Below are 21,027 nucleotides of genomic sequence, written 5' to 3' on the forward strand. Positions count from 1 at the left end.
TCAGCCTAGCCGGGCCACCACGCTGTCCCAGACCGCGTCCGCGACGGCGTCCTTGGTGCCGTCGGCGGCCGCCACCACCGCGCCGTCGGACCCCAGGATCGTGGCACTGGTCAGCACGTCGCCGAACCCGACGGCGTCCCCCACCGGGTTGACGACCAGCAGGTCGGCTCCCTTGCGCCGTGCCTTCTGCGCGCCGTGGGTCAGCACGTCGCCGGCGGCGTCGCCAGTCTCCGCGGCGAACCCCACCACCACCTGCCCGGGCCGCCGAGCGGCCACCAGGGAGGCGAGGATGTCCTCGGTCTGAACGAGGTCCAACCTCGGCACGGTGTCCCCGGACTTCTTGAGCTTGGTCGCCATCGGAGCCGCCGGCCGGAAGTCGGCGACAGCCGCCGCCATCACCACGGCATCCGCGGACTCGGCGGCCTCGTGCACCGCGGCCGACAGCTCGACCGAGGACTCCACCGGCACGACGTGCACCCCGACCGGCGACGGGAGCGACACGTTGGCCGCGACGAGGGTGACGTCCGCGCCGCGCCGTGCGGCGGCCCGCGCGAGCGCCCATCCTTGCTGGCCGGTGGACCGGTTGCCGAGGAACCGGACCGGGTCGATGCTCTCGCGGGTGCCACCGGCTGTAACCACGACGCGCCGGCCGGCCAGGTCCTGCGGGGCGACGAGCGCGAGCGCCCGGGCGACGATCTCCTCCGGCTCCGGCAGACGTCCGGGTCCGGAGTCCGGCCCGGTGAGCCGGCCGACGTCGGGGTCCATGACGTGCACGCCCCGGGCGCGCAGCGTGGCGACGTTCGCCTGGGTGGCGGGGTGCAGCCACATCTCGCTGTGCATCGCCGGTGCCATCAGCACCGGGCACCGGACCGTCAGGAGCGCGGCCGTGAGCAGGTCGTCGCAACGCCCGACCGCGGAGCGCGCCAGCAGGTCCGCCGTGGCAGGGGCGACGACGACCAGATCGGCTTCTCGTCCCAGGGCGACGTGCTCGACGGCAGGGACGTCGTCGAAGACGTCGGTCGTGACGCGCTCGCCGGACAGGGCCTCCCAGGTGGCGCGACCGACGAACTCGAGCGACGCGGGCGTGGGCACCACGTGCACGTCGTGCCCGGCCTCGGTGAACCGGCGCAGCACCAGCGCGACCTTGTAGGCGGCGATGCCGGCACCGACGCCGAGCAGGATGCGCAAGTCAGCCCTCGGTGGTCGGCGTGACCGTGAGGAGTCCGGCGTTGATCTCGCGCATGGCGATGGACAGCGACTTCTCCTGGTGCTTGGCCTCGACGAGCGGGCCGACGTACTCCAGCAGGCCCTCGTTGAGCTGCGAGTAGTAGGCGTTGATCTGGCGCGCACGCTTGGCGGCGTAGATCACCAGGGCGTACTTCGAGTCGGCGGCGGCGAGCAGCTCGTCGATCGGCGGGTCGGTGATGCCCTCGGGCTGGGCGATGGTTCCGGCCATGGCGGTGGGTGCTCCCAAGATCGTGGACAGGTCCGGTGGCGGTGGGCGCCGCGCAGGCGCGGGTGCCCCGACCGCGAACGTCTGAGTCTAGCGCGGCGTCAGGCCCATCACCTCGATGAGCTCGTCCGTGGCCCGGCGGACGGTGTCGTTGACGATCGTGTGGTCAAACTCGGACTCGGCCGCGAGCTCGACCCTGGCCGTCGCGAGCCGCCGCTCACGTTCCGCAGCGCCCTCGGTGCCGCGGCCCACCAGTCGCCGCTCGAGCTCCTGCCAGCTCGGGGGGGCCAGGAAGACGAACCTGGCCTCCGGCATGGCGGCGCGCACCTGTCGAGCCCCGGCAAGGTCGATCTCGAGCAGCGTCGGGACACCGGCCGTGAGGCGCTCCAGGACCGGGCCGCGGGGCGTCCCGTACCTGTGCCGGCCGTGCACCACTGCCCATTCGAGGAACTCGCCGGCCGCGACCATCTGATCGAATCGCTCGGGGCTGACGAAGAAGTAGTGCACCCCGTCCACCTCGCCCGGCCGAGCCGGTCGGGTGGTCGCGGAGACCGACAGCCAGACCTCCGGGTACCGCGCCCGGACGTCGGCGGAGACCGTGCCCTTGCCGACCGCGGTCGGGCCGGCGAGGACGGTCAGGCGCGCCGGGGGAACGTCCACTCAGCCGAAGCGCTGGATGAGGGCCTCGGCCTGGTGCGGCCCGAGCCCGCGCAGCCGGCGGCTCTCCGAGATGCCGATCTCGGCCATGATCGCGCGAGCCTTGATCTTGCCGACACCCGGCAGGGACTCCAGCAGCGCGGAGACCTTCAGCTTCCCGATCACCTCGTCCGTGCGGCCCTGCTCGATCACCTCCGCCAAGGACCCCTGGGAGTACTTCAGGCGGTTCTTCACCTCTGCCCGGGCCTGACGTGCTGCGGCAGCCTTCTCCAAGGCAGCAGCACGTTGTTCCGGGGTCAGCGGGGGTAGGGCCACGCCGGGTCACCTTCTTCGCGCGTACGAGCGTGTGGTCGGGACGAACCTAGCGACCAGGCCCCGACCTCGGCAACGCGGGCGCCCGTGAATCGGGCGCTGACCTGGACGACTGGACCCCTCAGCGCAGCGCGGCCGCGGCCTCGGCGGTCGCCCGCGACGCGGCCGACGCGAGCGCCTGCGGGTCGGGACCCGCCGTGAGAACCGCCCGGGACGTCGAGGCCAGCACGGCGTTCCGGGCCGCGCCGAACACCTGGCGGAGCTCGGCCGCACCGGCACCCTGGGCCCCCACACCGGGAGCGAGCAGCGGCCCGCGCACGGCAGCGAAGTCCAGGCCGAGCTCCGACACCGCGTCGCCCACGGTCGCCCCGACCACGAGCCCCACGGGCCCGAGCGGCTCCCCCGCCGCTACCGCGGTCGCGTTCTGCTCGGTCGCCCAGCGCACGACGCCCGCAGCAACGCCGTCGCGCCCACCGGCGTGCTGCACCGCGGCGCCCTCCGGGTTGGAGGTCAGGCACAGCACGAAGAGCCCGCGGCCGCCCCGGATGGCGGCCTGCACCGCCGGCCCGAGCGAGCCCGGCCCCAGGTAGGGGCTCACGGTGAGAGCGTCCGCCGCGAGCGGGGAGCCGTCGCGCAGGTACGCGTCCGCATACCCCGCCATCGTGGAGCCGATGTCCCCGCGCTTGGCGTCCAGGATCACCTGGGTCCCGGAGCCGACCGAGGCCCGCAGCACCTCCTCCAGGACGGCCACGCCCGCCGCGCCGTGCCGTTCGAAGAACGCCGACTGCGGTTTGAGAGCCGCCACCCGTCCCGCGAGTGCGTCGACCACGCGCAGGGCGAAGGTCCGCAGCCCGGCGGCGTCGTCCGACAGTCCCCATGCGGTCAGCAGGCCGGGGTGCGGGTCGATCCCCACGCACAGCGGACCGTGCTCATCCATCGCGGCCGCCAGCCGTGTGCCGAACGTCATCGCAGCGCGTCGCGGAGCTCGAGGTGGTGGTCCTGCAGGCTGCGCACGGAGAACGGTCCGGCGCGACGGGACTCGATCGCCTGCACCGCCGCGGCGAGCTGCTGGACGGTGGTCACGATCGCCTTGTCGGCCGAGACGGCGGCCGTGCGGATCTCGTAGCCGTCCGCCCGTGCTCCCTGGCCCGACGGGGTGTTCACGACCATGTCCACCTCGCCGGCCACGACGAGATCCACGATCGTCGGCTCGCCGCCGGGCCCCCGACCCGCGGAGTGCTTGCGCACCACGGTGGAGGTGATGCCGTTGCGGCGCAGCACTGCAGCGGTGCCCTCCGTGGCCAGGATCTCGAAGCCGAGCTCGGCGAGCCGCTTCACCGGGAACGTGATGGCCCGCTTGTCGCGGTCCGCGACGGAGATGAACACCCGCCCGCCGTCCGGCAGTCCACCGAACGCAGCGGCCTGGGACTTCGCGAAGGCGGTCGGGAAGTCCACGTCCAGACCCATGACCTCACCGGTGGAGCGCATCTCCGGGCCGAGGACGGCGTCGACCATCTGCCCGTCGGCCGTGCGGAACCGCCGGAAGGGCAGGACCGCCTCCTTCACCGCGATGGGGGCGTCGAGCCCGATCCGGCCGCCGTCGCCGTGCGCGGGCAGCACCCCGGAGGCCCGCAGCTCCGCGATCGAGGCGCCCGCCATGAGGAGCGCCGCGGCCCGCGCCAGCGGCACCCCGGTCGCCTTGGCGACGAACGGCACGGTGCGGCTGGCGCGCGGGTTGGCCTCCAGCACGTAGAGCACGTCGGAGACGAGCGCGTACTGCACGTTGATCAGCCCGTGCACGCCGACGCCGCGCGCGATCGCCTCGGTCGAGGCGCGGATCCGGTCCAGCTCTGCAGCGGACACCGTGACGGGCGGCAACGCGCACGCCGAGTCACCGGAGTGGATACCGGCCTCCTCGATGTGCTCCATCACGCCGCCGAGGTACAGCTGTTCCCCGTCGAACAGCGCGTCGACGTCCAGCTCGATCGCGTCGTCCAGGAACCGGTCGATGAGCAACGGTGGGATCTCACCGGCCCGGCCGACCGCCGCAGCGTCGTCCAGGGCGCGCCGGACGTACTGTGCGAGCTGCTCGTCGGAGTACACGATCTCCATGCCCCGCCCGCCGAGCACGTAGGACGGGCGCACCAGCACCGGGTAGCCGATCCGTCCGGCGATCGCCGTGGCCTCGGGCAGCGACCGCGCGGTGCCGAACGCCGGGGCCGGTAGCCCCGCGTCGGCCAGGACCCGGCCGAACACGCCGCGATCCTCCGCCGCGTCGATCGCGCGGGGCGGAGTCCCGAGGATCGGCACTCCCGCGGCCTCGAGCCGGTCCGCCAGGGAGAGGGGCGTCTGACCACCGAGCTGCACGATCACACCGGCCACGGGGCCGGCCGCGAGCTCGGCGGCGTACACCTCGAGGACGTCCTCGAACGTCAACGGCTCGAAGTACAGCCGGTCCGAGGTGTCGTAGTCCGTGGAGACCGTCTCGGGGTTGCAGTTCACCATGACGGTCTCGTACCGGTCGCGCAGCGCGAGGGCGGCGTGCACGCACGAGTAGTCGAACTCGATGCCCTGGCCGATGCGGTTGGGGCCCGACCCCAGGATCAGGACCGCGGGCCGCTCGCGCGGGGCCACCTCGGTCTCGTCCTCGTAGGACGAGTAGTGGTAGGGCGTCCGGGCGGCGAACTCGGCCGCGCACGTGTCGACGGTCTTGTAGACCGGGCGCAGCCCGAGCGCGTGCCTCAGCTGCCGGACCGTCTCTTCACCCATCCCGCGCAGGCGCGCGACCTGGGCGTCGGACAACCCGTGCCGCTTGGCGCGGCGCAGCAGGTCCCGGTCCATCCCGGGCGCTTGCGCGACCTCGTCCGCGACCTGGTTGACCAGGAGGACCTGGTCGAGGAACCACGGGTCGATGCCGGTCGCGTCGAACACGTCCTGCACGCTCGCGCCGCCGGCGTGCCCGACCGATCGCAGCACCTGCTGGACCTGCACGAGTCGCTGCTCGGTGGGCGTCCGGATCGCCTCGAGGAGGGCTGCCAGGGGCGCGCCGGACGGGACGGGACCGTCCCAGTGGAAGCCGGTGCCGCCCTTGTCGATCGAGCGCATGGCCTTGCCCAGCGCCTCGGTGAAGCTGCGCCCCAGGGCCATCGCCTCGCCGACGGACTTCATCGTCGTGGTCAGGGTCGGGTCCGCACCTGGGAACTTCTCGAACGCGAACCGCGGCACCTTGACCACGATGTAGTCGAGCGCGGGCTCGAACGACGCCGGCGTGGAGCCGGTGATGTCGTTGGGGATCTCGTCGAGCGTGTAGCCGATGGCGAGACGGGCTGCGATCTTCGCGATCGGGAACCCGGTGGCCTTGGACGCCAGGGCCGAGGACCGGGACACCCGTGGGTTCATCTCGATGACCACGATGCGCCCGGTGTCCGGCTGTACCGCGAACTGGATGTTGCAGCCCCCGGTGTCGACGCCGACCTCGCGGATCACCGCGATCCCGATGTCCCGCATCCGCTGGTACTCGCGGTCGGTCAGCGTGAGGGCCGGGGCCACGGTCACGGAGTCCCCGGTGTGCACGCCGACCGGATCCACGTTCTCGATGGAGCAGACCACGACGACGTTGTCCGCGTTGTCGCGCATCAGCTCGAGCTCGTACTCCTTCCAGCCGAGGATCGACTCCTCCAGGAGCACCTCGGTGGTCGGCGAGTAGTGCAGGCCCGCGCCGGCGATCCGGCGCAGGTCCGTCTCGTCGAACGCGATGCCCGAGCCCAGACCACCCATGGTGAACGACGGCCGGACCACGAGCGGGTACCCGAGCTCGTGCGCGGCCGCGAGGACCTCGTCCATCGTGTGCGTGATGATGCTGCGGGCGCTCTCGGCGCCGCACCGTTCGACGACGTCCTTGAACGCCTGGCGGTCCTCGGCCAGGTGGATCGAGTGGGTGTTGACCCCGATCATCTCGACGCCGTAGCGCTCCAGGACCCCGGCCTCGTCGAGCTCGATCGCGGTGTTCAGCGCGGTCTGACCGCCCAGCGTCGGCAGGATCGCATCCGGTCGCTCGGTGGCGATGATCTGCTCGACGACCTCGGCCGTGATCGGCTCGACGTACGTCGCGTCGGCGAACTCGGGGTCGGTCATGATGGTCGCCGGGTTCGAGTTCACCAGGATGACCCGCATCCCCTCGGCGCGCAGCACCCGGCACGCCTGGGTGCCGGAGTAGTCGAACTCGGCGGCCTGGCCGATCACGATCGGCCCGGACCCGATCACGAGAACGCTGGAGATGTCAGTGCGCCGCGGCATCGCCGGCCTCCGTCCTGGTCATGAGGTCGACGAACCTGTCGAACAGGTACGCCGCGTCGTGGGGTCCGGCCGCCGCTTCGGGGTGGTACTGCACCGAGAAGGCCGGCAGGTCCAGGCACTCCAGGCCCTCGACCACGTCGTCGTTGAGGTCCACGTGCGACACCCGCACCCGCCCGTAGCGGCCGTCGTCGTGCGGCGCCACGGTGTCGCCCGTCAGCGGTGCGTCGACCGCGAAGCCGTGGTTGTGGGCGGTGATCTCGACCTTGCCCGTCCTGCGGTCCATCACGGGCTGGTTGACCCCGCGGTGGCCGTAGGTGAGCTTGTACGTGCCCAACCCGAGTGCCCGGCCCAGGATCTGGTTGCCGTAGCAGATCCCGAAGAACGGGATCCGCCGGTCCAGCACGCCGCGCAGGAGATCGACCTCGTGCGTCGCCGCAGCGGGGTCGCCCGGCCCGTTCGAGAAGAACACCCCGTCGGGCCGAAGGTCGAGGATGTCCTGCACCTCGACCGACGCCGGGACCACGTGGGTGCGTACGCCGCGCTCGGCCAACCGCTGAGGCGTCATCGACTTGATCCCCAGGTCCACCGCCACCACCGTCAGGGCTGCGGCGCCCGCCGGCACCGTGCCGGGGCCCGGTTCGACGGTGTACCGCTCCCCCACGCTCACCTGGCCGGCGAGATCGGCACCCGCCATCGGCGGCGCCTGCCTCACCTGGTCGCGAAGGTCCTCGAGCGGCCGCGCGCGCCCGGAGGCGTCGACCAGCGCCTCGCCCGAGAAGATCCCGGCCCGCATCACACCCTGCTCGCGCAGGTGCCGGGTGATCGCGCGGGTGTCCACGCCGGCGATGCCGACGATGCCCTCGGCCACGAGCCCCTCGTCGAGCGACCTGCGCGACCGCCAGCTCGAGGGTCGGACGGCGGGGTCGCGCACGACGTACCCCGCGACCCAGATGCGGGTCGACTCGGGGTCCTCGTCGTTCAGTCCGGTGTTGCCGATGTGCGGTGCGGTCATCACGACGATCTGGCGGTGGTACGAGGGGTCGGTCAGCGTCTCCTGGTAGCCGGTCATACCGGTGTTGAACACGATCTCCCCGACCGTCGCACCGGTCGCGCCGAACCGCTCCCCCCGGTACGTGCGCCCGTCCTCGAGCACCAGGACGGCCTCGCTCATGCGTGCTCCTCCTCGGTCAGGGCACCGTCGAGCACCGTCGGACGGCCGCGCAGGAAGGTGGCGATGACCCGTCCGGTGAGCTCCGTGCCCCCGTACGGGCTGTTGCGGCTCGTGCTGGCGTGCCGGGACGGGTCGACCGTCCAGCGCGCCGTCGGGTCCACGAGCGTGACGTTGGCGGGCTCCCCGACGGCCAGCGGCCGACCGTGGGCATGGGGTCCGGAGGCCACCCTGCCGATCCGAGCGGGTGTCGTGGACATGACGCGCGCGACGTCGGCCCAGGTCAACCGCCCGGTGGCGACCATCGTCGTCGAGACGATGCCCAGGGCGGTCTCCAGTCCGGTCATCCCGAACGCGGCCGCGGCCCACTCGCAGTCCTTGTCCTCGCGCGTGTGCGGGGCGTGGTCCGTGCCCACCACGTCGATGGTGCCGTCCGCGAGGCCGGCCCGGACGGCCTCGACGTCCTCGGCGGTGCGTAACGGCGGGTTGACCTTGAACAGCGGGTCGTAGCCCCGCGCCCGCTCGTCGGTGAGCGACAGGTGGTGCGGCGTCGCCTCGGCGGTCACCGCGATGCCGCGGGCCTTGGCCCACCGCACGATCTCGACCGAGCCCGCCGTGGACACGTGCAGCACGTGCACGCGGGAGCCGACGTGCTGGGCGAGCAGCACGTCCCGCGCGACGATCGACTCCTCCGCGACGGCCGGCCACCCGGCCAGGCCCAGCTCGGCGGAGACGATCCCCTCGTGCATCTGGGCGCCCTGCGTCAGGCGAGGCTCCTGGGCATGCTGGGCGACCACACCGTCGAACGCCTTGACGTACTCCAGGGCACGACGCATGAGGACCGGGTCGTGCACGCACATGCCGTCGTCGGAGAACACCCGCACCCGGGCCGCGGACTGCGCCATGGCGCCCAGCTCCGCGAGCTGTTCCCCGCGCAGGCCGACGCTCACCGCACCGACCGGGAAGACGTCCACCCGTCCGGCGTCCTGGCCGAGTCGCCAGACCTGCTCGACCACACCCGCCGTGTCGGCGACGGGTGAGGTGTTCGCCATCGCGTGCACCGCGGTGTAGCCACCCAGTGCCGCGGCGCGCGAGCCGCTCGCCACGGTCTCGGCGTCCTCGCGGCCCGGCTCTCGCAGGTGCGTGTGCAGGTCCACCAGCCCGGGCAGCGCGACGAGCCCGTCGCCGTCCAGGACCGTCGCCGACCCGGCCTCCCGGGACGCGTCGGCCCCGATGGCGACGATCACCCCGTCGGCCAGCAGCACGTCGGTGCGCTCGCCCCCGAGCGGCGCGACGCCGCGCAGCAGGTGCCTCATGCCTTCTCCCTCTCCCCGGCCAGCAGCAGGTACAGCACGGCCATCCGCACCGCCACCCCGTTGGCGACCTGCTCGACGATGACCGCCCGTGGCGAGTCCGCCGCGTCGGCCGAGATCTCCAGGCCCCGGTTCATCGGACCGGGGTGCATGACGATGGCGTGCTCCGGCAACCGGGCCAGCCGTCGGGCGTCCAACCCGTACTGCCGGGTGTACTCCAGCGGGCTGGGGAAGAAGCTCGTGGCCCCCCCACCTCCGCCCATGCGCTCGCGCTGGACACGCAGCATCATCACCGCGTCCGGTCCGGCGTCGACGACCTCGTCCAGGTGGTAGGACACCTCGCACGGCCAGGTCTCGGCGCCCACCGGGACGAGGGTGGGCGGCGCGACCAGGGTGACCCGTGCGCCCAGCGTCGTCAGCAGGTCCACGTTGGAGCGGGCGACCCTGGAGTGCAGGACGTCCCCCACGATCGCCACGTGCAGCCCCGCCAGATCGCTGCCGACCCCGTCCGGCTCGACGTCGGTGCCGCGCAGGTGGCGGCGCACCGTGAAGGAGTCCAGCAGCGCCTGGGTGGGGTGCTGGTGGGTACCGTCGCCAGCGTTGAGCACTGCCGCCTCGAGCCAGCCGGCGTTGGCCAGCCGGTGGGGCGCGCCCGACGCCTGGTGCCGCACGACCACCGCGTCCGCGCCCATCGCCTGCAGGGTGAGCGCGGTGTCCTTGAGGGACTCGCCCTTGGAGACGCTCGAGCCCTTCGCGGAGAAGTTGATGACGTCCGCGGACAACCGCTTCGCAGCGGCCTCGAACGAGATCCGGGTGCGCGTGGAGTCCTCGAAGAAGAGGTTGACCACGGTGCGACCGCGCAACGTCGGGAGCTTCTTGATCTCCCGGGACTGGGTCTTGGCCATCTCGGCGGCCGTGTCCAGGATGTGCACGGCCGTGGTGTGGTCGAGGTCCGCGGCGGAGAGCAGGTGTCGCATCAGCGGGCCTCGATCCTGACGCTGTCCACGCCGTCGGTCTCGGCCAGCCGCACGGCGACCGTCTCCTCGCGGGACGTGGGCAGGTTCTTGCCGACGTAGTCGGCGCGGATGGGCAGCTCGCGGTGGCCGCGGTCGACCAGGACGGCGAGCTGGACGGCTCTCGGCCGCCCGAGGTCCGCCAGGGCGTCCATCGCCGCCCGGATGGTGCGTCCCGAGAACAGCACGTCGTCGACCAGGACGACCAGCTTGTCGTCGATCCCCCGGTCGGGCAGGGACGTCGCGCCGATGGTCCGGGTGGGGTGCCTGCGCAGGTCGTCTCGGTACATCGTGACGTCCAGGGCCCCGACGAGCGGCTCGGGGTCCACGCCCTCGACCTGGCCGATCGTGGCGGCAAGGCGCCGGGCGAGCGGCAGGCCGCGGGTCGGGATACCCAGCAGGACCAGGTCGTCCGCGCCCCGGGCACGCTCGAGGATCTCGTGTGCGATGCGGATGAGGGCCCTGGCGATCTCCGGCGGTCCGAGGACTTCGCGCGATCCGGGCGTCGTGGCAGCAGTCACCTGCCGACCTCCTTCCCCGCCTCACGGGACGGGCCTTAAAGGATGTCTGTCGCCGTCACCCTAGCCCAGCGCGGCGGCTCCGCCCGCCGAACGACGTCGGAACTGCGCCGGCGTCTCGCCCGTCAGACGCCCGAAGGTCCGCGTCAATACCGACTGGTCGTAGAAGCCGGACGCGTGCGCCACCTCCGCGATGCTGTGCCGCGTGCCCGCCAGGAGCTCCGCGGCACGGTCGACCCGGCACCGCAGGACGTACTGCTGCGGTGAGAGCCCGTAGACCGCGCGCATCCGCCGCTCCAGGGTCGAGGCCGAGCACTGCGCCGCCCGAGCCATGTCCTGCACCCGGACCGGGCCGGCGCCGCGCTCCTCGACGAGGGCTGCCACGCGCTCGAGCGAGGCGATCACGGCGTCGTCGGCATCCCGACGCCGCAGGTCCTCCGAGACGCTCACCAGCCCCAGCACGACCCCCTGGCTGCTGACCACCTCCTTGGAGGTCAGGTACCAGCCGGCCTGCCCGCCGGGCCGCACGATGAGCTCGAGCGAACGGTGCAGCGGACGCCCTGTCGTGAGGACCTCGGCGTCCTGCGCCTCGTAGTGCTGGGCAAGGTGCGCGACGAACAGGTCCTCGGCCCGTCGACCCACCACCTCGCGGACGGACGACCGCCCCGCCCGCGCCACGAAGGCGGGGTTCGCGGCCACGTAGCGGCCGCCCAGGTCCTTCGCGCAGAACGTGGTCCCGCTGAGCTGGTCGAGGAGCGCGAGCGTCGCGGGTGCCAGCGCGTCGAGCAACGTCGTCGCCATGGCCGGACCGTACCCCCGTCGCGTGGGGCGACGGATCCGTGCAAGACACGACGCCGGGCGGAGCGCAGCATGGAGCGATGGGTACCGATGGTCTCCAGCCGCACGTCCCCGCCGCCATCCGGACGGCCGACTCCTGGCTGGCCGCGACGGCCGACGCCTCCGACGCAGCGGAACGTCGTAGCGCACAGCGCCTCGCGGCCCTGGTGTCCGACCGGGCGGGCCTGGATCTCGCCGTGCGCTTCGTGGACCGCGTGGCGCGTCCCGAGGACCTGCACGTCGCTGCGCACGAGCTGGCAGCGCTCGCCGGTGACGCCGACGCCGCACGCTTCGTCGGCGCGCTGGACCGTGCCCTGCTGAGGCTCGGAGGACGGCTCGCGCCGCGCGCGCCGGGCCTCGTGGTGCCTTCGGCCCGGGCCCGGCTGCGCGGCCTCGTCGGCCACCTGGTGGCCGACACGGCGGACCTGACCCGGCACATCGCCCGTGCGAGGGCGCAAGGCTTCCGCCTCAACCTCAACCTCCTGGGCGAGGCGGTGCTCGGCGAGCGGGAGGCGGCCAGGCGCCTGGCGGAGATCACCCGGCTCGCGGAGCGGGCGGACGTCGACTACGTGTCGGTCAAGGTCTCCGCCGTCGCCAGCCAGCTCGTGCCCTGGGACCTCGACGGCAGCACGGCGCGCGTGGTCGACCGGCTGCTCCCGCTGTACCGCGCGGCCGCTGCGCACGGCACCTTCGTGAACCTCGACATGGAGGAGTACCACGACCTGGACCTGACCGTCGCGGTGTTCGAGCGACTGGCGCAGGAGGACGACCTGCTCGGCCAGCCGATGGGTATCGCGCTCCAGGCCTACCTGCCGGACGCCTCGGGAGCCCTGGACGAGGTGGCGCGGATCGCCGCGCGCCGGGTCGACGCCGGTGGTGCGCGGCTCAAGGTGCGGCTGGTCAAGGGCGCGAACCTGGCCATGGAGCAGGTCGAGGCACAGCTGCGCGGCTGGCCCCAGGCGCCGTACCCGTCGAAGGCCGAGGTCGACGCCCACTACGTGCGACTGCTGGACCGCACGCTCGACCCGGACCTCACCAGGGCGCTGCGGGTCGGGGTGGCCAGTCACCACCTCTTCCACCTCGCTCTGGCCCACGTGGTCGCGACCGAGCGAGGGGTCGCGGAGGCCGTCGACATGGAGATGCTGCAGGGCATGGCGCCCGCCCAGGCCCGCGCCGTGCGCGACACCCACGGGTCCGTGCTGCTCTACACGCCGGTGGTGGCGCGCCGCGACTTCGACGTGGCGATCGCGTACCTGGTGCGCCGCCTGGAGGAGAACTCCGCCGAGCAGAACTTCCTGCACGCCCTGGTCTCCCCCGCACGGCAGTCCGAGGCGGTCGCCGCGCAACGTGAGCGGTTCATCGCCTCGGTGCACGACGCCGCCACGGTACCCACCGAGCCCCGCCGCACGTCGCGCGCACCCCGGCCGTCCCAGGGGCCCGGATTCCGGAACCTGCCGGACACGGACCCCGCCGTCGCGGACAACCGCCGGTGGGCGGCAGCGCTGCTCGCGACGGCGCCGTCCGAGCCACTCGCGGCGCCCGCCACGTCCATCGCTGAGGTCGACGCCGCGGTTGCGCGCGCGGCCTCCGTCGCACAGTCGTGGGGAGCCACGCCGCCCGCGCGCCGCGCCGAGATCTTGCGGCAGGCCTCCGCAGCCCTCGACGCCGCACGCGGAGACCTGGTCCGGGCCATGGCGCACGAAGCGGGCAAGACCGTCGGCGAGGCCGACCCCGAGGTGAGCGAGGCCGCCGACTTCGCGGCCTACTACGCTGATCGCGCAGCCGAGCTGGCCGACGGCACAGACCCCCTGGCCCGCTTCCGGCCGGACGGGGTCACCCTCGTGACACCGCCCTGGAACTTCCCCGTCGCGATCCCGATCGGCGGCGCGCTCGCCGCCCTCGCCGCCGGGTCGCCGGCCATCCTCAAGCCCGCACCACAGACCCCGCGCTGCGCGTCGGTCGCCGTGGACGCCGTCCGGTCAGCCCTCGCCGTCTCGGGCGTGGACCCCGACGTGCTCCAGCTCCTGCAGGTGGCCGAGGACGAGGTCGGGCGGCACCTCGTGACCCATGCGGACATCGCTCGGGTGGTGCTGACCGGCTCGATCGAGACGGCGCGGCTGTTCGCGGGCTGGCGCCCGGACCGCGACGTGCTGGCCGAGACCTCGGGCAAGAACGCCCTCGTCGTGACCCCGTCGGCGGACCTCGACCTCGCGGTCGCCGACGCCGTGCGGTCCGCGTTCGGGCACGCCGGGCAGAAGTGCTCCGCGGCGTCGCTGCTCATCCTGGTGGGCTCGGCGGGCCGCTCGCCCCGGCTCCGGCGGCAGCTGGCCGACGCGGTCTCGTCGCTCGCCGTGGGCGCCGCGACCGCGCTCGGGACCACCATGGGTCCTCTGGTCGAGCCAGCGCAGGGCAAGCTGTTGCGGGCCCTGACCACGCTCGACCCCGGCGAGCAGTGGCTGGTCGAGCCGCGCCGGCTGGACCAGGACGGGCGCCGGTGGACGCCCGGGGTCAAGCACGGGGTCTCGCCCGGGTCGTTCTTCCACGTCACCGAGTGCTTCGGGCCCGTCCTCGGCGTGATGCGGGTCGGCACGCTGGACGAGGCGATCGCGGTGCAGAATGCCACCGCGTTCGGGCTCACCGGGGGTCTGCACTCGCTCGACCCCGACGAGATCGAGCACTGGCTCGAGCACGTCGAGGTCGGCAACGCCTACGTGAACCGGCACATCACCGGCGCCGTCGTGCAGCGCCAGTCCTTCGGTGGCTGGAAGGCGTCGGTGGTGGGCCCGGGCGCCAAGGCCGGCGGCCCCGGCTACGTCGCACAGCTCGGCACGTGGGCCGACGCGCCCGACCTCCCGGCCGACCCGCAGGCGTGGCTCGAGACCGCTCTGGCCGACGACGCGCGGGTCGCGGCGACCACGTTCGCGCCGGCGGACCGCACCGGCCTGCCGGCGGAGGAGAACACCCTGCGCTACCGCGCGGTGGGCCACCTGTGGATCCGGCGTGGCGCGGACGCCGTCCCGGTGCATGTCGAACGCGTACGTGCGGCGGCCGCGCGGTTCGGTGTCCCCGTGACGCAGAGCAGCGCCGAGGCCGAGAGCGACGAGGCGTTCGCGGCACGCGTGCGCTCCGGCGAGGTGAGCGGCCGGATCCGTGTCATCGGCAGCGCGCCGGGGCTGCGCGAGGCCGCCGCGCCACGGGCCGGTGACGTCACGGTGCTCGATCAGCCGGTGCTGGCGAGCGGCGCGCGTGAGCTGCGCACGGTCCTGCGTGAGCAGGCGGTCTCGCGGACCCGGCACCGGTTCGGCCACCTCGACGTCACCTGAACGGACGATCGACGCACCCTCAAGCGTTGCTGAGCCCTGACCGATACAACCCCTGTGTCCGGTTCTGTCCCGACCTGGTCGATCGCGATCCAGTGCACCGTCGCTGGAGCCGTGGTCGGGCTCGTCGCGCTCCAGGCCGTCTGGCTGTCGGCTTCCCGGGCACTGCGACCGGGTGCGCCAGGTCGTCTGACGGCCGGATGGACCCTTGCGTGGTCCTCGGCGCTCGCCGCCGCGACCCTGGTGACGGCCCTGACAGGACTGGTCGGTGACGCCGCCGTCGTTGACTCTGTCGTCGGGGATGGCCTGGCGGCGGCGCGCATGGTGGCTCTGGGCGCTTCCGTGACGCTCGCGCTGCCCGTCGTCCGTACCCTGACCGCGGGTCCCGGTGTCCGTACCGGGATGCTCGCGCTGTCCACGTGGTACGTCGTGGCCGCGGCCCTGTGGTTCACCACCGACCTTCCCGTCCGGTCCGTCGACACCGTGCACCTCGTCCCGCTCGTCGTCGTCGCAGGCTACGTCGGGCTGGCCACACGCCAGCTGCGCATGAGCGCACGGGGGGTCGCCCTGGCTCTGGCAGGTAGCTCGTCGGCGCTGCTGCTGGCGGCGTCCTGCCTTCCCGCGGCACCACCCGCCGGCGACCTGCTCGCCGGGCTGTGGGCCGTCCCCCTCGTGGCGGGGCTGCACGGCGTCGCCGCCCGGCGGGTCACTGACCTGCGGGCCTCCGACACCCGCCGGGAGGTGCTGCGGTCCACCCTCGCGACCGTCGCCGAGCGCGCGTGGGAGAGCCGGACGACGGCGGACCTCCTGGGTCTCGCGTGCGACGCGGCCCAGGAAGCGCTCGACGTCGAGGTGACCGCCGCGCTGCGCCTCGTCGGGCCCGAGCGGTTCGAGGCCGAGCTCGCGTGCGACCGGACCCTGGACGACGACGCGCGGGCGTTCTTGGCCGATCTGGCCAGAGTGGTCCAGGCCGCCGCGGAACGCCTGGTGCTGTCCGACCGGTTGCGCCGCTACGCCTACGTCGACGCGCTCACGGGCTTGCCCACCCGCACGGCCCTCGATGAGCACCTGGCGGCGACCATGTCGGCGGGCCGTCGCCCAGCTCTCATGCTGGTCGACGTCGAGGGCCTCAAGCGCGTCAACGAGCGCCACGGCCATGCGGGCGGGGACCGGGTGCTGCAGCACGTCGCTCAGCACCTGCGCGCGGTCCTCGGCGCGGGAGCGTTCGTGGCGCGAACCGGTGGCGACGAGTTCGCCGCGGTGCCGGCGGGTGAGCCGACCGCCGACGACCTACGAAGCCTGGGCAGCCACCTCCGCAGCTCCCTGAGCGTCCCCCCCGGCATCACGGTGCGGCCTCGCCTGACCGTGGGGCTCGCACCGGCGTCCGGTGGCGGCCCGGCGGAGCTTCAGCGGCACGCCGACCTCGCGATGACCGAGGCCCGCAGCACCCACGCCGGCGTCGTCTACTTCGACGCGCGCCTCCAGGAGCGCGAGGCGTCGCGGGCTGCCCTCGTGGAGGATCTCGAACGCGCCATCGCCGGCGGCAGGATCCTGGCGCACTTCCAGCCTGTGGCGGATGCCACGACCCTTCAGGTCCTGGGTGTCGAAGCCCTCGCGCGCTGGCAGGACGGCGACACGCTGCGCGCGCCGGCAGGCTGGCTGCCGCTCGCCGAGGAGACCGGCCTCATCGTGGAGATCGGCCGGCAGATGTTCGCCGCCGCTCGGGCCGGGATGGAGAGGTTCGGGCTGCCGGTCGCGGTCAACGTCTCGCCGCGCCAGCTCGACGAGCCCGACGTGCTGCGCACGATCGAGGCAGGTTGGGGTCCGGACGCCTGGGACATGCTCACGATCGAGGTCACCGAGAGTGCGCTCGTGCACGACGAGCAGCACGCGCGCGACACCCTGACCCAGCTCGCCGCGCGCGGTGCGCGGATCGCCCTGGACGACTTCGGGACGGGGTACAACTCCCTCGCACGACTCGGGACCCTGCCGCTGCACGTGCTGAAGATCGACAAGTCCCTCGTCGACGAGGTAGCGACGCCGGAGGGCGTCGCGGTGCTGCGCGCGATCGTGGCCCTGGCCGAGGCGCACGGGCTCGAGGTCGTCGCCGAAGGCGTGGAGCGACGCTCGCAGCTCACGGCCTTGCTCGGCATCGGCATCGGCGTGGTGCAGGGGAACCTGGTCGGGCGCCCCCGGGCGGACGGCCCGGACCGCACGAGCGCTGCCCCGTCCCAGCGCGTCCGGCTCCCGGCGCGCAGCGTGGCACCGGCGTGATCGTCACAGGGTGGGCTTGAGCTCCAGCAGGCGCCCCAGCACCCCGTTGACGAACGCCGGCGAGTCGTCCGTGGAGAGCGCACGCACCAGCTCGACCGCCTCGTCCACGGCGACCGCGTCAGGGACGTCGTCGTTGAAGAGCAGCTCCCACGCCCCCAGACGCAGCGCGGCACGGTCCACCGCCGGCATGCGCTCGAGGACCCAGCCGCGCGAGTACGTCGTCAGGAGCTCGTCGATCTCGGCGCGCCGTGCGACGACGCCCTCCACGAGCTCGACGGCGTACTGCGGCAGCGCCGCCTCGGTGCCCGGTTCCGCGAGACGAGCGGTGAGCACGGCGAGCGGGTCCTGCCCCCGCTGATCGGCCTCGAAGAGCACGTCAAGGGCCCGTTTGCGGGCCTTGCTGCGTGCGGCCACCTCAGTCGTTCACGCGGCCCAGGTACGACCCGTCCCGCGTGTCGACCTTGACCTTGGTGCCGGTCTCCAGGAACAGCGGGACCTGGATCTCGGCCCCGGTCTCGAGCGTGGCGGGCTTGTTGCCCGCGCTCGAGCGATCCCCCTGCAGACCGGGCTCGGTGTAGGTGATCTCGAGCACCACAGATGCGGGGAGCTCGACGTACAGCGGGTTGCCGTCGTGGGTCGCGACGATCGCGTTCTGGTTCTCCAGCAGGAAGCGCGCGGCGTCTCCCACCACGTCCTCGGAGACCATGAGCTGCTCGTAGCTGGAGGTGTCCATGAAGACGAAGTCGGCGCCGTCCTTGTACAGGTACTGCATGTCGCGCTTGTCGACGTTGGCGGTGTCGACCTTGACGCCGGCGTTGAACGTCTTGTCGACGACCTTGCCGGACAGCACGTTCTTGAGCTTGGTGCGCACGAACGCGCCGCCCTTGCCGGGCTTGACGTGCTGGAACTCCACGACGGTCCACAGCTGGCCGTCCAGGTTGAGCACGAGGCCGTTCTTCAGGTCGTTCGTCGTCGCCACAGGATGTCTCTCTGTCGTGGGGGTCGCCCGCCGCGCACGCCACGCGAGGCGGCGACCAGTGTAGCGGGGACCGTGGCCGACGGGCTCCGCTCAGCCGAGCAACGCTCGGCCGGCCGCCCCCAGGGCCGCGGCCCATACGAGCGAGGCCAGGGACCCGATCACGAACCTCTCGGACACCTCCGGGTTCCGCGCGATCTCCGGATAGCGCCCCAGACCCTTGACCGCCACCACGACGGCCACCCCTTCCGGGTGCCCGAGCAGCACCGTGCCGGTGACCGCGAGCCGTTCCAGGAGCCCGATCCAGGTCCCGCCCCGCAGGACGCCCTGACCCGGCCGCTGCGCCGCCGGTGCGTCGACGTCCGGGTCCCCGCCCGCGCTCTGCTCGCCGGGACCGCCGCGCGTCGAACCGCCGGAGTCCTGGGACCGCGCGGCGAGTGCGAGGATCCCGGCGACCACGAACCAACCGGCGAGGACGCTGACCACGAGCGTGGCCAGGGCGACGAGCGCGGCCGGGAGCCCGGTCACGACTCGGCCTCGGCGAGCAGCCGGGCGACGACGGGGCGGGCGGCCCGCTCCTCGTCCCACAGCGCGGCGGCGAGGCGCTGGCTCACGGCCTGCTGGCTCACCCCCAGGTCGGCGGCGATCTCCTCCTGGGTCACCCCGTCGCCCCGCGCGAGCCAGGCGTCGATCGCGTCCCAGCCACCGCCGGTCCGGCGGGACGCCACCGAAGCGAGCAGGGTGAGGACGGCCTCCGCCTCCGCTGCACGATCGGGCCGCACGCCGTCGACGGCCACGGGCGCGGGCCTCTGCCTGCTCTTCGCCCGCTCGACCGCGTGCCGGGCGTGCACGAAAGCCGCGCCCGAGCCGGCCCGGGCCTCGGCGGGCATCGGCTCGTCCACCGGGCCGGCACCGACCCCGACGCTCCACTGCCCGCTGCGCAGGACCCCCAGGACGACCCGCACCACGGCGTCCGGATCCTCGATCACCGCCTGGACCTCGTCCCCGACCGTTCGCTCCGGTCCCCGCACCAGCGCCGGGTCGCCGTCCAGCGCCTGGATGAGCGACGGCACCTTGTCCGTGCTGCGCCGACTGCCTCGCTGGTCGATGGTCAGCACGAACATGGACACAAGCCTAGAGCCTGGTTGGACGCGGCACAACCCGCTGGGCTTGTTGTATGACAAGCCTGGCGCCTTGTTTTTTGCGCTACAAGGCTCGGGCCGAGCCTCGGTCCGCCGCGATCTCCGCATAGGCAGCTGCGAGCAGCGTGGGATCCGGGCCCTCCAGGCGGGAAGGACGTGCCACCCCGTCCAGGACGACGAAGCGCAGCAGGTCCCCCCGGGTCTTCTTGTCCCGTCGCATCGCCGTGAGCAGGCGGTCCCACTGGTCGGCGGCGTACGTGGTCGGCAGTCCGAGCGCTGCCAGCACCGACCGGTGCCGAGCGACCGTCGCCTCGTCGAGCCGGCCGGCGAGGCGCGCGAGCTCCGCGGCGAACACCATCCCCACCGCGACGGCCGCACCGTGCCGCCACCGGAACCGCTCGACCTGCTCGATCGCGTGGCCGAAGGTGTGCCCGTAGTTGAGCACCTCGCGCAGGCCGGACTCGCGCAGGTCCCGCGAGACGACGTCGGCCTTGACGCGCACCGCACGCTCGACGAGCTCCCGCAGCACGGGCCGGACGTCGGCGGTGAGCTCGGGGGCCCGCAGCGCGTCTGCGTGGGCCTCGACCAGGGTGAGGATCTCCGGGTCGGCGATGAAGCCCGCCTTCACCACCTCCGCCAGACCTGCGACCCTGTCGTGCACCGGCAGGCTCTCCAGGGCGACGAGGTCGCACAGCACTCCCCCCGGCGGGTGGAAGGCGCCCACCAGGTTCTTGCCCTCCGCCGTGTTGATCCCGGTCTTGCCTCCGACCGCCGCGTCGACCATGGCGAGCAGCGTGGTGGGCACGTGCACCACCCGCACGCCGCGCAGCCACGTCGCGGCGACGAACCCGGCGAGGTCGGTGGTCGCCCCGCCGCCCAGACCCACGACCGCGTCGCTGCGGGTGAAGCCCGCCTGACCGAGGACACCCCAGCAGAACGCCGCCACCTGGGCGGTCTTGGCCTCCTCGGCCTCGGGTACCTCGGCAGTCGCGACCTCGAAGCCGTGCTCCTCGAGATCCGCGCGGACCTGCTCCGCGGACGCGGTCAGCGCCCCCGGGTGCACGATCAGCACCCGCTGCGCTCCCGTCAGCATCCCGGCCAGCTCGCCGAGCAGGTGCTCGCCGACCACCACCTCGTAGGGCCTGTCGCCGCCCACCTCGATGCGCACGGGCTCGTTCACGCCGTCTCCTCCTGCTCCCGGATCGCGGTGACCACGTCCGACGCCACGTCGTCCGGCCCTCGCCCGTCGGTGTCCACCCGCACCGAGGCGACCTCGAGGTAGTGCGGTCGGCGCTGCTCCATCAGGGCCTGCCAGATCGCCCGTGGGTTGCCCGGCAGCACCGGGCGCGGCTGGTTGAAGCCGAGGCGCGGCACGGCGTGCGCAAGGGTGACGTCGCAGAACACCACCACTCCCCCGGCGGCTCGGAACTCCTCGAGGGCCCCACGCGTGCTCGCGTCGACGACGGCGCCTCCGCCGAGTGCGACCACACCGGCCGTGTGGAGCGCCTCGGTCACCGCCCGGCGCTCGAGCGCGCGGAACGCCTCCTCGCCGTCCGAGACGATGACGTCGCCGACCGGTCGGCCGGTGGCGCGTTCCACCTCCACGTCCGTGTCGACCAGGGGGAGCTGGAGCCGGGTCGCGACCGCCGCGGCGACGGCCGGCACCCCCGATCCCGGCGGGCCCACCAGCACGACGCTCGGACGCGGGTCTGATGAGGTCACGAGCGGAACGCTACCCGGCCTGCCGG

Annotated in this window: 19 protein-coding genes; 2 read left to right on the plus strand and 17 right to left on the minus strand. The window is 73.3% G+C overall.

Annotation, left to right across the window (positions count from 1 at the left end; translation table 11 throughout):
- The 11 genes from coaBC to Q6348_RS11280 all read right to left on the minus strand — a co-directional run bounded on the left by coaBC (position 1) and on the right by Q6348_RS11280 (position 11,531).
- Positions 1-1,188 carry a bifunctional phosphopantothenoylcysteine decarboxylase/phosphopantothenate--cysteine ligase CoaBC gene (coaBC, locus tag Q6348_RS11230; protein ID WP_304601377.1) on the minus strand — a complete coding sequence of 396 codons (1,188 nt, stop codon included), beginning with the start codon at positions 1,186-1,188 and terminating at the stop codon, positions 1-3.
- A gap of 1 nt (position 1,189) precedes the next feature.
- On the minus strand, positions 1,190-1,456 hold the full coding sequence (gene rpoZ / locus Q6348_RS11235) for a DNA-directed RNA polymerase subunit omega (RefSeq protein ID WP_304601378.1): 267 nt from the start codon (positions 1,454-1,456) through the stop codon (positions 1,190-1,192).
- Positions 1,457-1,543: 87 nt separating this feature from the next.
- Positions 1,544-2,113, minus strand: coding sequence for a guanylate kinase (gmk, locus tag Q6348_RS11240; protein ID WP_304601379.1), 570 nt, complete (start codon positions 2,111-2,113; stop codon positions 1,544-1,546).
- Positions 2,114-2,425: an integration host factor, actinobacterial type gene (mihF, locus tag Q6348_RS11245; protein WP_304601380.1), complete on the minus strand. Its 312-nt coding sequence runs from the start codon at positions 2,423-2,425 to the stop codon at positions 2,114-2,116. It lies immediately after the preceding gene.
- 118 nt (positions 2,426-2,543) lie between these two features.
- Complete coding sequence (gene pyrF, locus Q6348_RS11250) at positions 2,544-3,389, minus strand: orotidine-5'-phosphate decarboxylase (RefSeq protein ID WP_304601381.1); 846 nt, start codon at positions 3,387-3,389, stop codon at positions 2,544-2,546.
- Positions 3,386-6,718, minus strand: coding sequence for a carbamoyl-phosphate synthase large subunit (gene carB, locus Q6348_RS11255; RefSeq protein ID WP_304601382.1), 3,333 nt, complete (start codon positions 6,716-6,718; stop codon positions 3,386-3,388). Before carB ends, pyrF begins: the two co-directional genes overlap by 4 nt.
- Positions 6,702-7,889 (minus strand): glutamine-hydrolyzing carbamoyl-phosphate synthase small subunit, encoded by a 1,188-nt coding sequence (gene carA, locus Q6348_RS11260; RefSeq protein ID WP_304601383.1) that lies wholly within the window; start codon positions 7,887-7,889, stop codon positions 6,702-6,704. The genes carB and carA overlap by 17 nt, the downstream gene beginning before the upstream one ends.
- A complete protein-coding gene (locus Q6348_RS11265; protein ID WP_304601384.1) occupies positions 7,886-9,202 on the minus strand; it encodes a dihydroorotase in 1,317 nt (438 codons plus the stop codon). Before Q6348_RS11265 ends, carA begins: the two co-directional genes overlap by 4 nt.
- Entirely contained in the window at positions 9,199-10,176 is a 978-nt protein-coding gene (locus tag Q6348_RS11270) for an aspartate carbamoyltransferase catalytic subunit (protein WP_304601385.1), read from the minus strand. The genes Q6348_RS11265 and Q6348_RS11270 overlap by 4 nt, the downstream gene beginning before the upstream one ends.
- Positions 10,176-10,733 (minus strand): bifunctional pyr operon transcriptional regulator/uracil phosphoribosyltransferase PyrR, encoded by a 558-nt coding sequence (gene pyrR, locus Q6348_RS11275; RefSeq protein ID WP_304601386.1) that lies wholly within the window; start codon positions 10,731-10,733, stop codon positions 10,176-10,178. The genes Q6348_RS11270 and pyrR overlap by 1 nt, the downstream gene beginning before the upstream one ends.
- A 60-nt stretch (positions 10,734-10,793) precedes the next feature.
- Positions 10,794-11,531: a helix-turn-helix domain-containing protein gene (locus Q6348_RS11280; protein WP_304601387.1), complete on the minus strand. Its 738-nt coding sequence runs from the start codon at positions 11,529-11,531 to the stop codon at positions 10,794-10,796.
- A gap of 77 nt (positions 11,532-11,608) precedes the next feature.
- Between Q6348_RS11280 and Q6348_RS11285 the strand changes: the two genes are divergently transcribed.
- A complete protein-coding gene (locus tag Q6348_RS11285; RefSeq protein ID WP_304601388.1) occupies positions 11,609-14,890 on the plus strand; it encodes a proline dehydrogenase family protein in 3,282 nt (1,093 codons plus the stop codon).
- A gap of 54 nt (positions 14,891-14,944) precedes the next feature.
- Entirely contained in the window at positions 14,945-17,161 is a 2,217-nt protein-coding gene (locus tag Q6348_RS11290; protein WP_304601389.1) for a putative bifunctional diguanylate cyclase/phosphodiesterase, read from the plus strand.
- Between the two features lie 3 nt (positions 17,162-17,164).
- On the opposite strand, the gene nusB is transcribed toward Q6348_RS11290, so the two are convergent.
- The 6 genes from nusB to Q6348_RS11320 form a co-directional block, all read right to left on the minus strand.
- Entirely contained in the window at positions 17,165-17,575 is a 411-nt protein-coding gene (gene nusB, locus Q6348_RS11295; protein ID WP_304601390.1) for a transcription antitermination factor NusB, read from the minus strand.
- A gap of 1 nt (position 17,576) precedes the next feature.
- Positions 17,577-18,140: an elongation factor P gene (gene efp, locus Q6348_RS11300; RefSeq protein ID WP_304601391.1), complete on the minus strand. Its 564-nt coding sequence runs from the start codon at positions 18,138-18,140 to the stop codon at positions 17,577-17,579.
- Between the two features lie 90 nt (positions 18,141-18,230).
- The gene (locus tag Q6348_RS11305; RefSeq protein WP_304601392.1) at positions 18,231-18,665 is read right to left on the minus strand and encodes a hypothetical protein; all 435 of its coding nucleotides are present in this window, start codon (positions 18,663-18,665) and stop codon (positions 18,231-18,233) included.
- The gene (locus tag Q6348_RS11310) at positions 18,662-19,261 is read right to left on the minus strand and encodes a sigma factor-like helix-turn-helix DNA-binding protein (protein WP_304601393.1); all 600 of its coding nucleotides are present in this window, start codon (positions 19,259-19,261) and stop codon (positions 18,662-18,664) included. The genes Q6348_RS11305 and Q6348_RS11310 overlap by 4 nt, the downstream gene beginning before the upstream one ends.
- A gap of 82 nt (positions 19,262-19,343) precedes the next feature.
- Positions 19,344-20,459 (minus strand): 3-dehydroquinate synthase, encoded by a 1,116-nt coding sequence (gene aroB / locus Q6348_RS11315; RefSeq protein WP_304601394.1) that lies wholly within the window; start codon positions 20,457-20,459, stop codon positions 19,344-19,346.
- Complete coding sequence (locus tag Q6348_RS11320; RefSeq protein WP_304601395.1) at positions 20,456-21,001, minus strand: shikimate kinase; 546 nt, start codon at positions 20,999-21,001, stop codon at positions 20,456-20,458. Before Q6348_RS11320 ends, aroB begins: the two co-directional genes overlap by 4 nt.
- Positions 21,002-21,027 lie beyond the last annotated feature (26 nt).

The sequence above is a fragment of the Actinotalea lenta genome, from assembly GCF_030586465.1.
GTDB classification, from domain to species: Bacteria; Actinomycetota; Actinomycetes; order Actinomycetales; family Cellulomonadaceae; genus Actinotalea; species Actinotalea lenta.

Coding starts and splice junctions, on each gene's coding strand:
- Q6348_RS11280 (WP_304601387.1), bottom strand. CDS start 11,531: ATGGCGACGACGTTGCTCGACGCGCTGGCACCCGCGACGCTCGCGCTC.
- Q6348_RS11310 (WP_304601393.1), bottom strand. CDS start 19,261: ATGTTCGTGCTGACCATCGACCAGCGAGGCAGTCGGCGCAGCACGGAC.
- Q6348_RS11285 (WP_304601388.1), top strand. CDS start 11,609: ATGGGTACCGATGGTCTCCAGCCGCACGTCCCCGCCGCCATCCGGACG.
- Q6348_RS11270 (WP_304601385.1), bottom strand. CDS start 10,176: ATGCGACACCTGCTCTCCGCCGCGGACCTCGACCACACCACGGCCGTG.
- pyrF (WP_304601381.1), bottom strand. CDS start 3,389: ATGACGTTCGGCACACGGCTGGCGGCCGCGATGGATGAGCACGGTCCG.
- Q6348_RS11265 (WP_304601384.1), bottom strand. CDS start 9,202: ATGAGGCACCTGCTGCGCGGCGTCGCGCCGCTCGGGGGCGAGCGCACC.
- rpoZ (WP_304601378.1), bottom strand. CDS start 1,456: ATGGCCGGAACCATCGCCCAGCCCGAGGGCATCACCGACCCGCCGATC.
- carA (WP_304601383.1), bottom strand. CDS start 7,889: ATGAGCGAGGCCGTCCTGGTGCTCGAGGACGGGCGCACGTACCGGGGG.
- carB (WP_304601382.1), bottom strand. CDS start 6,718: ATGCCGCGGCGCACTGACATCTCCAGCGTTCTCGTGATCGGGTCCGGG.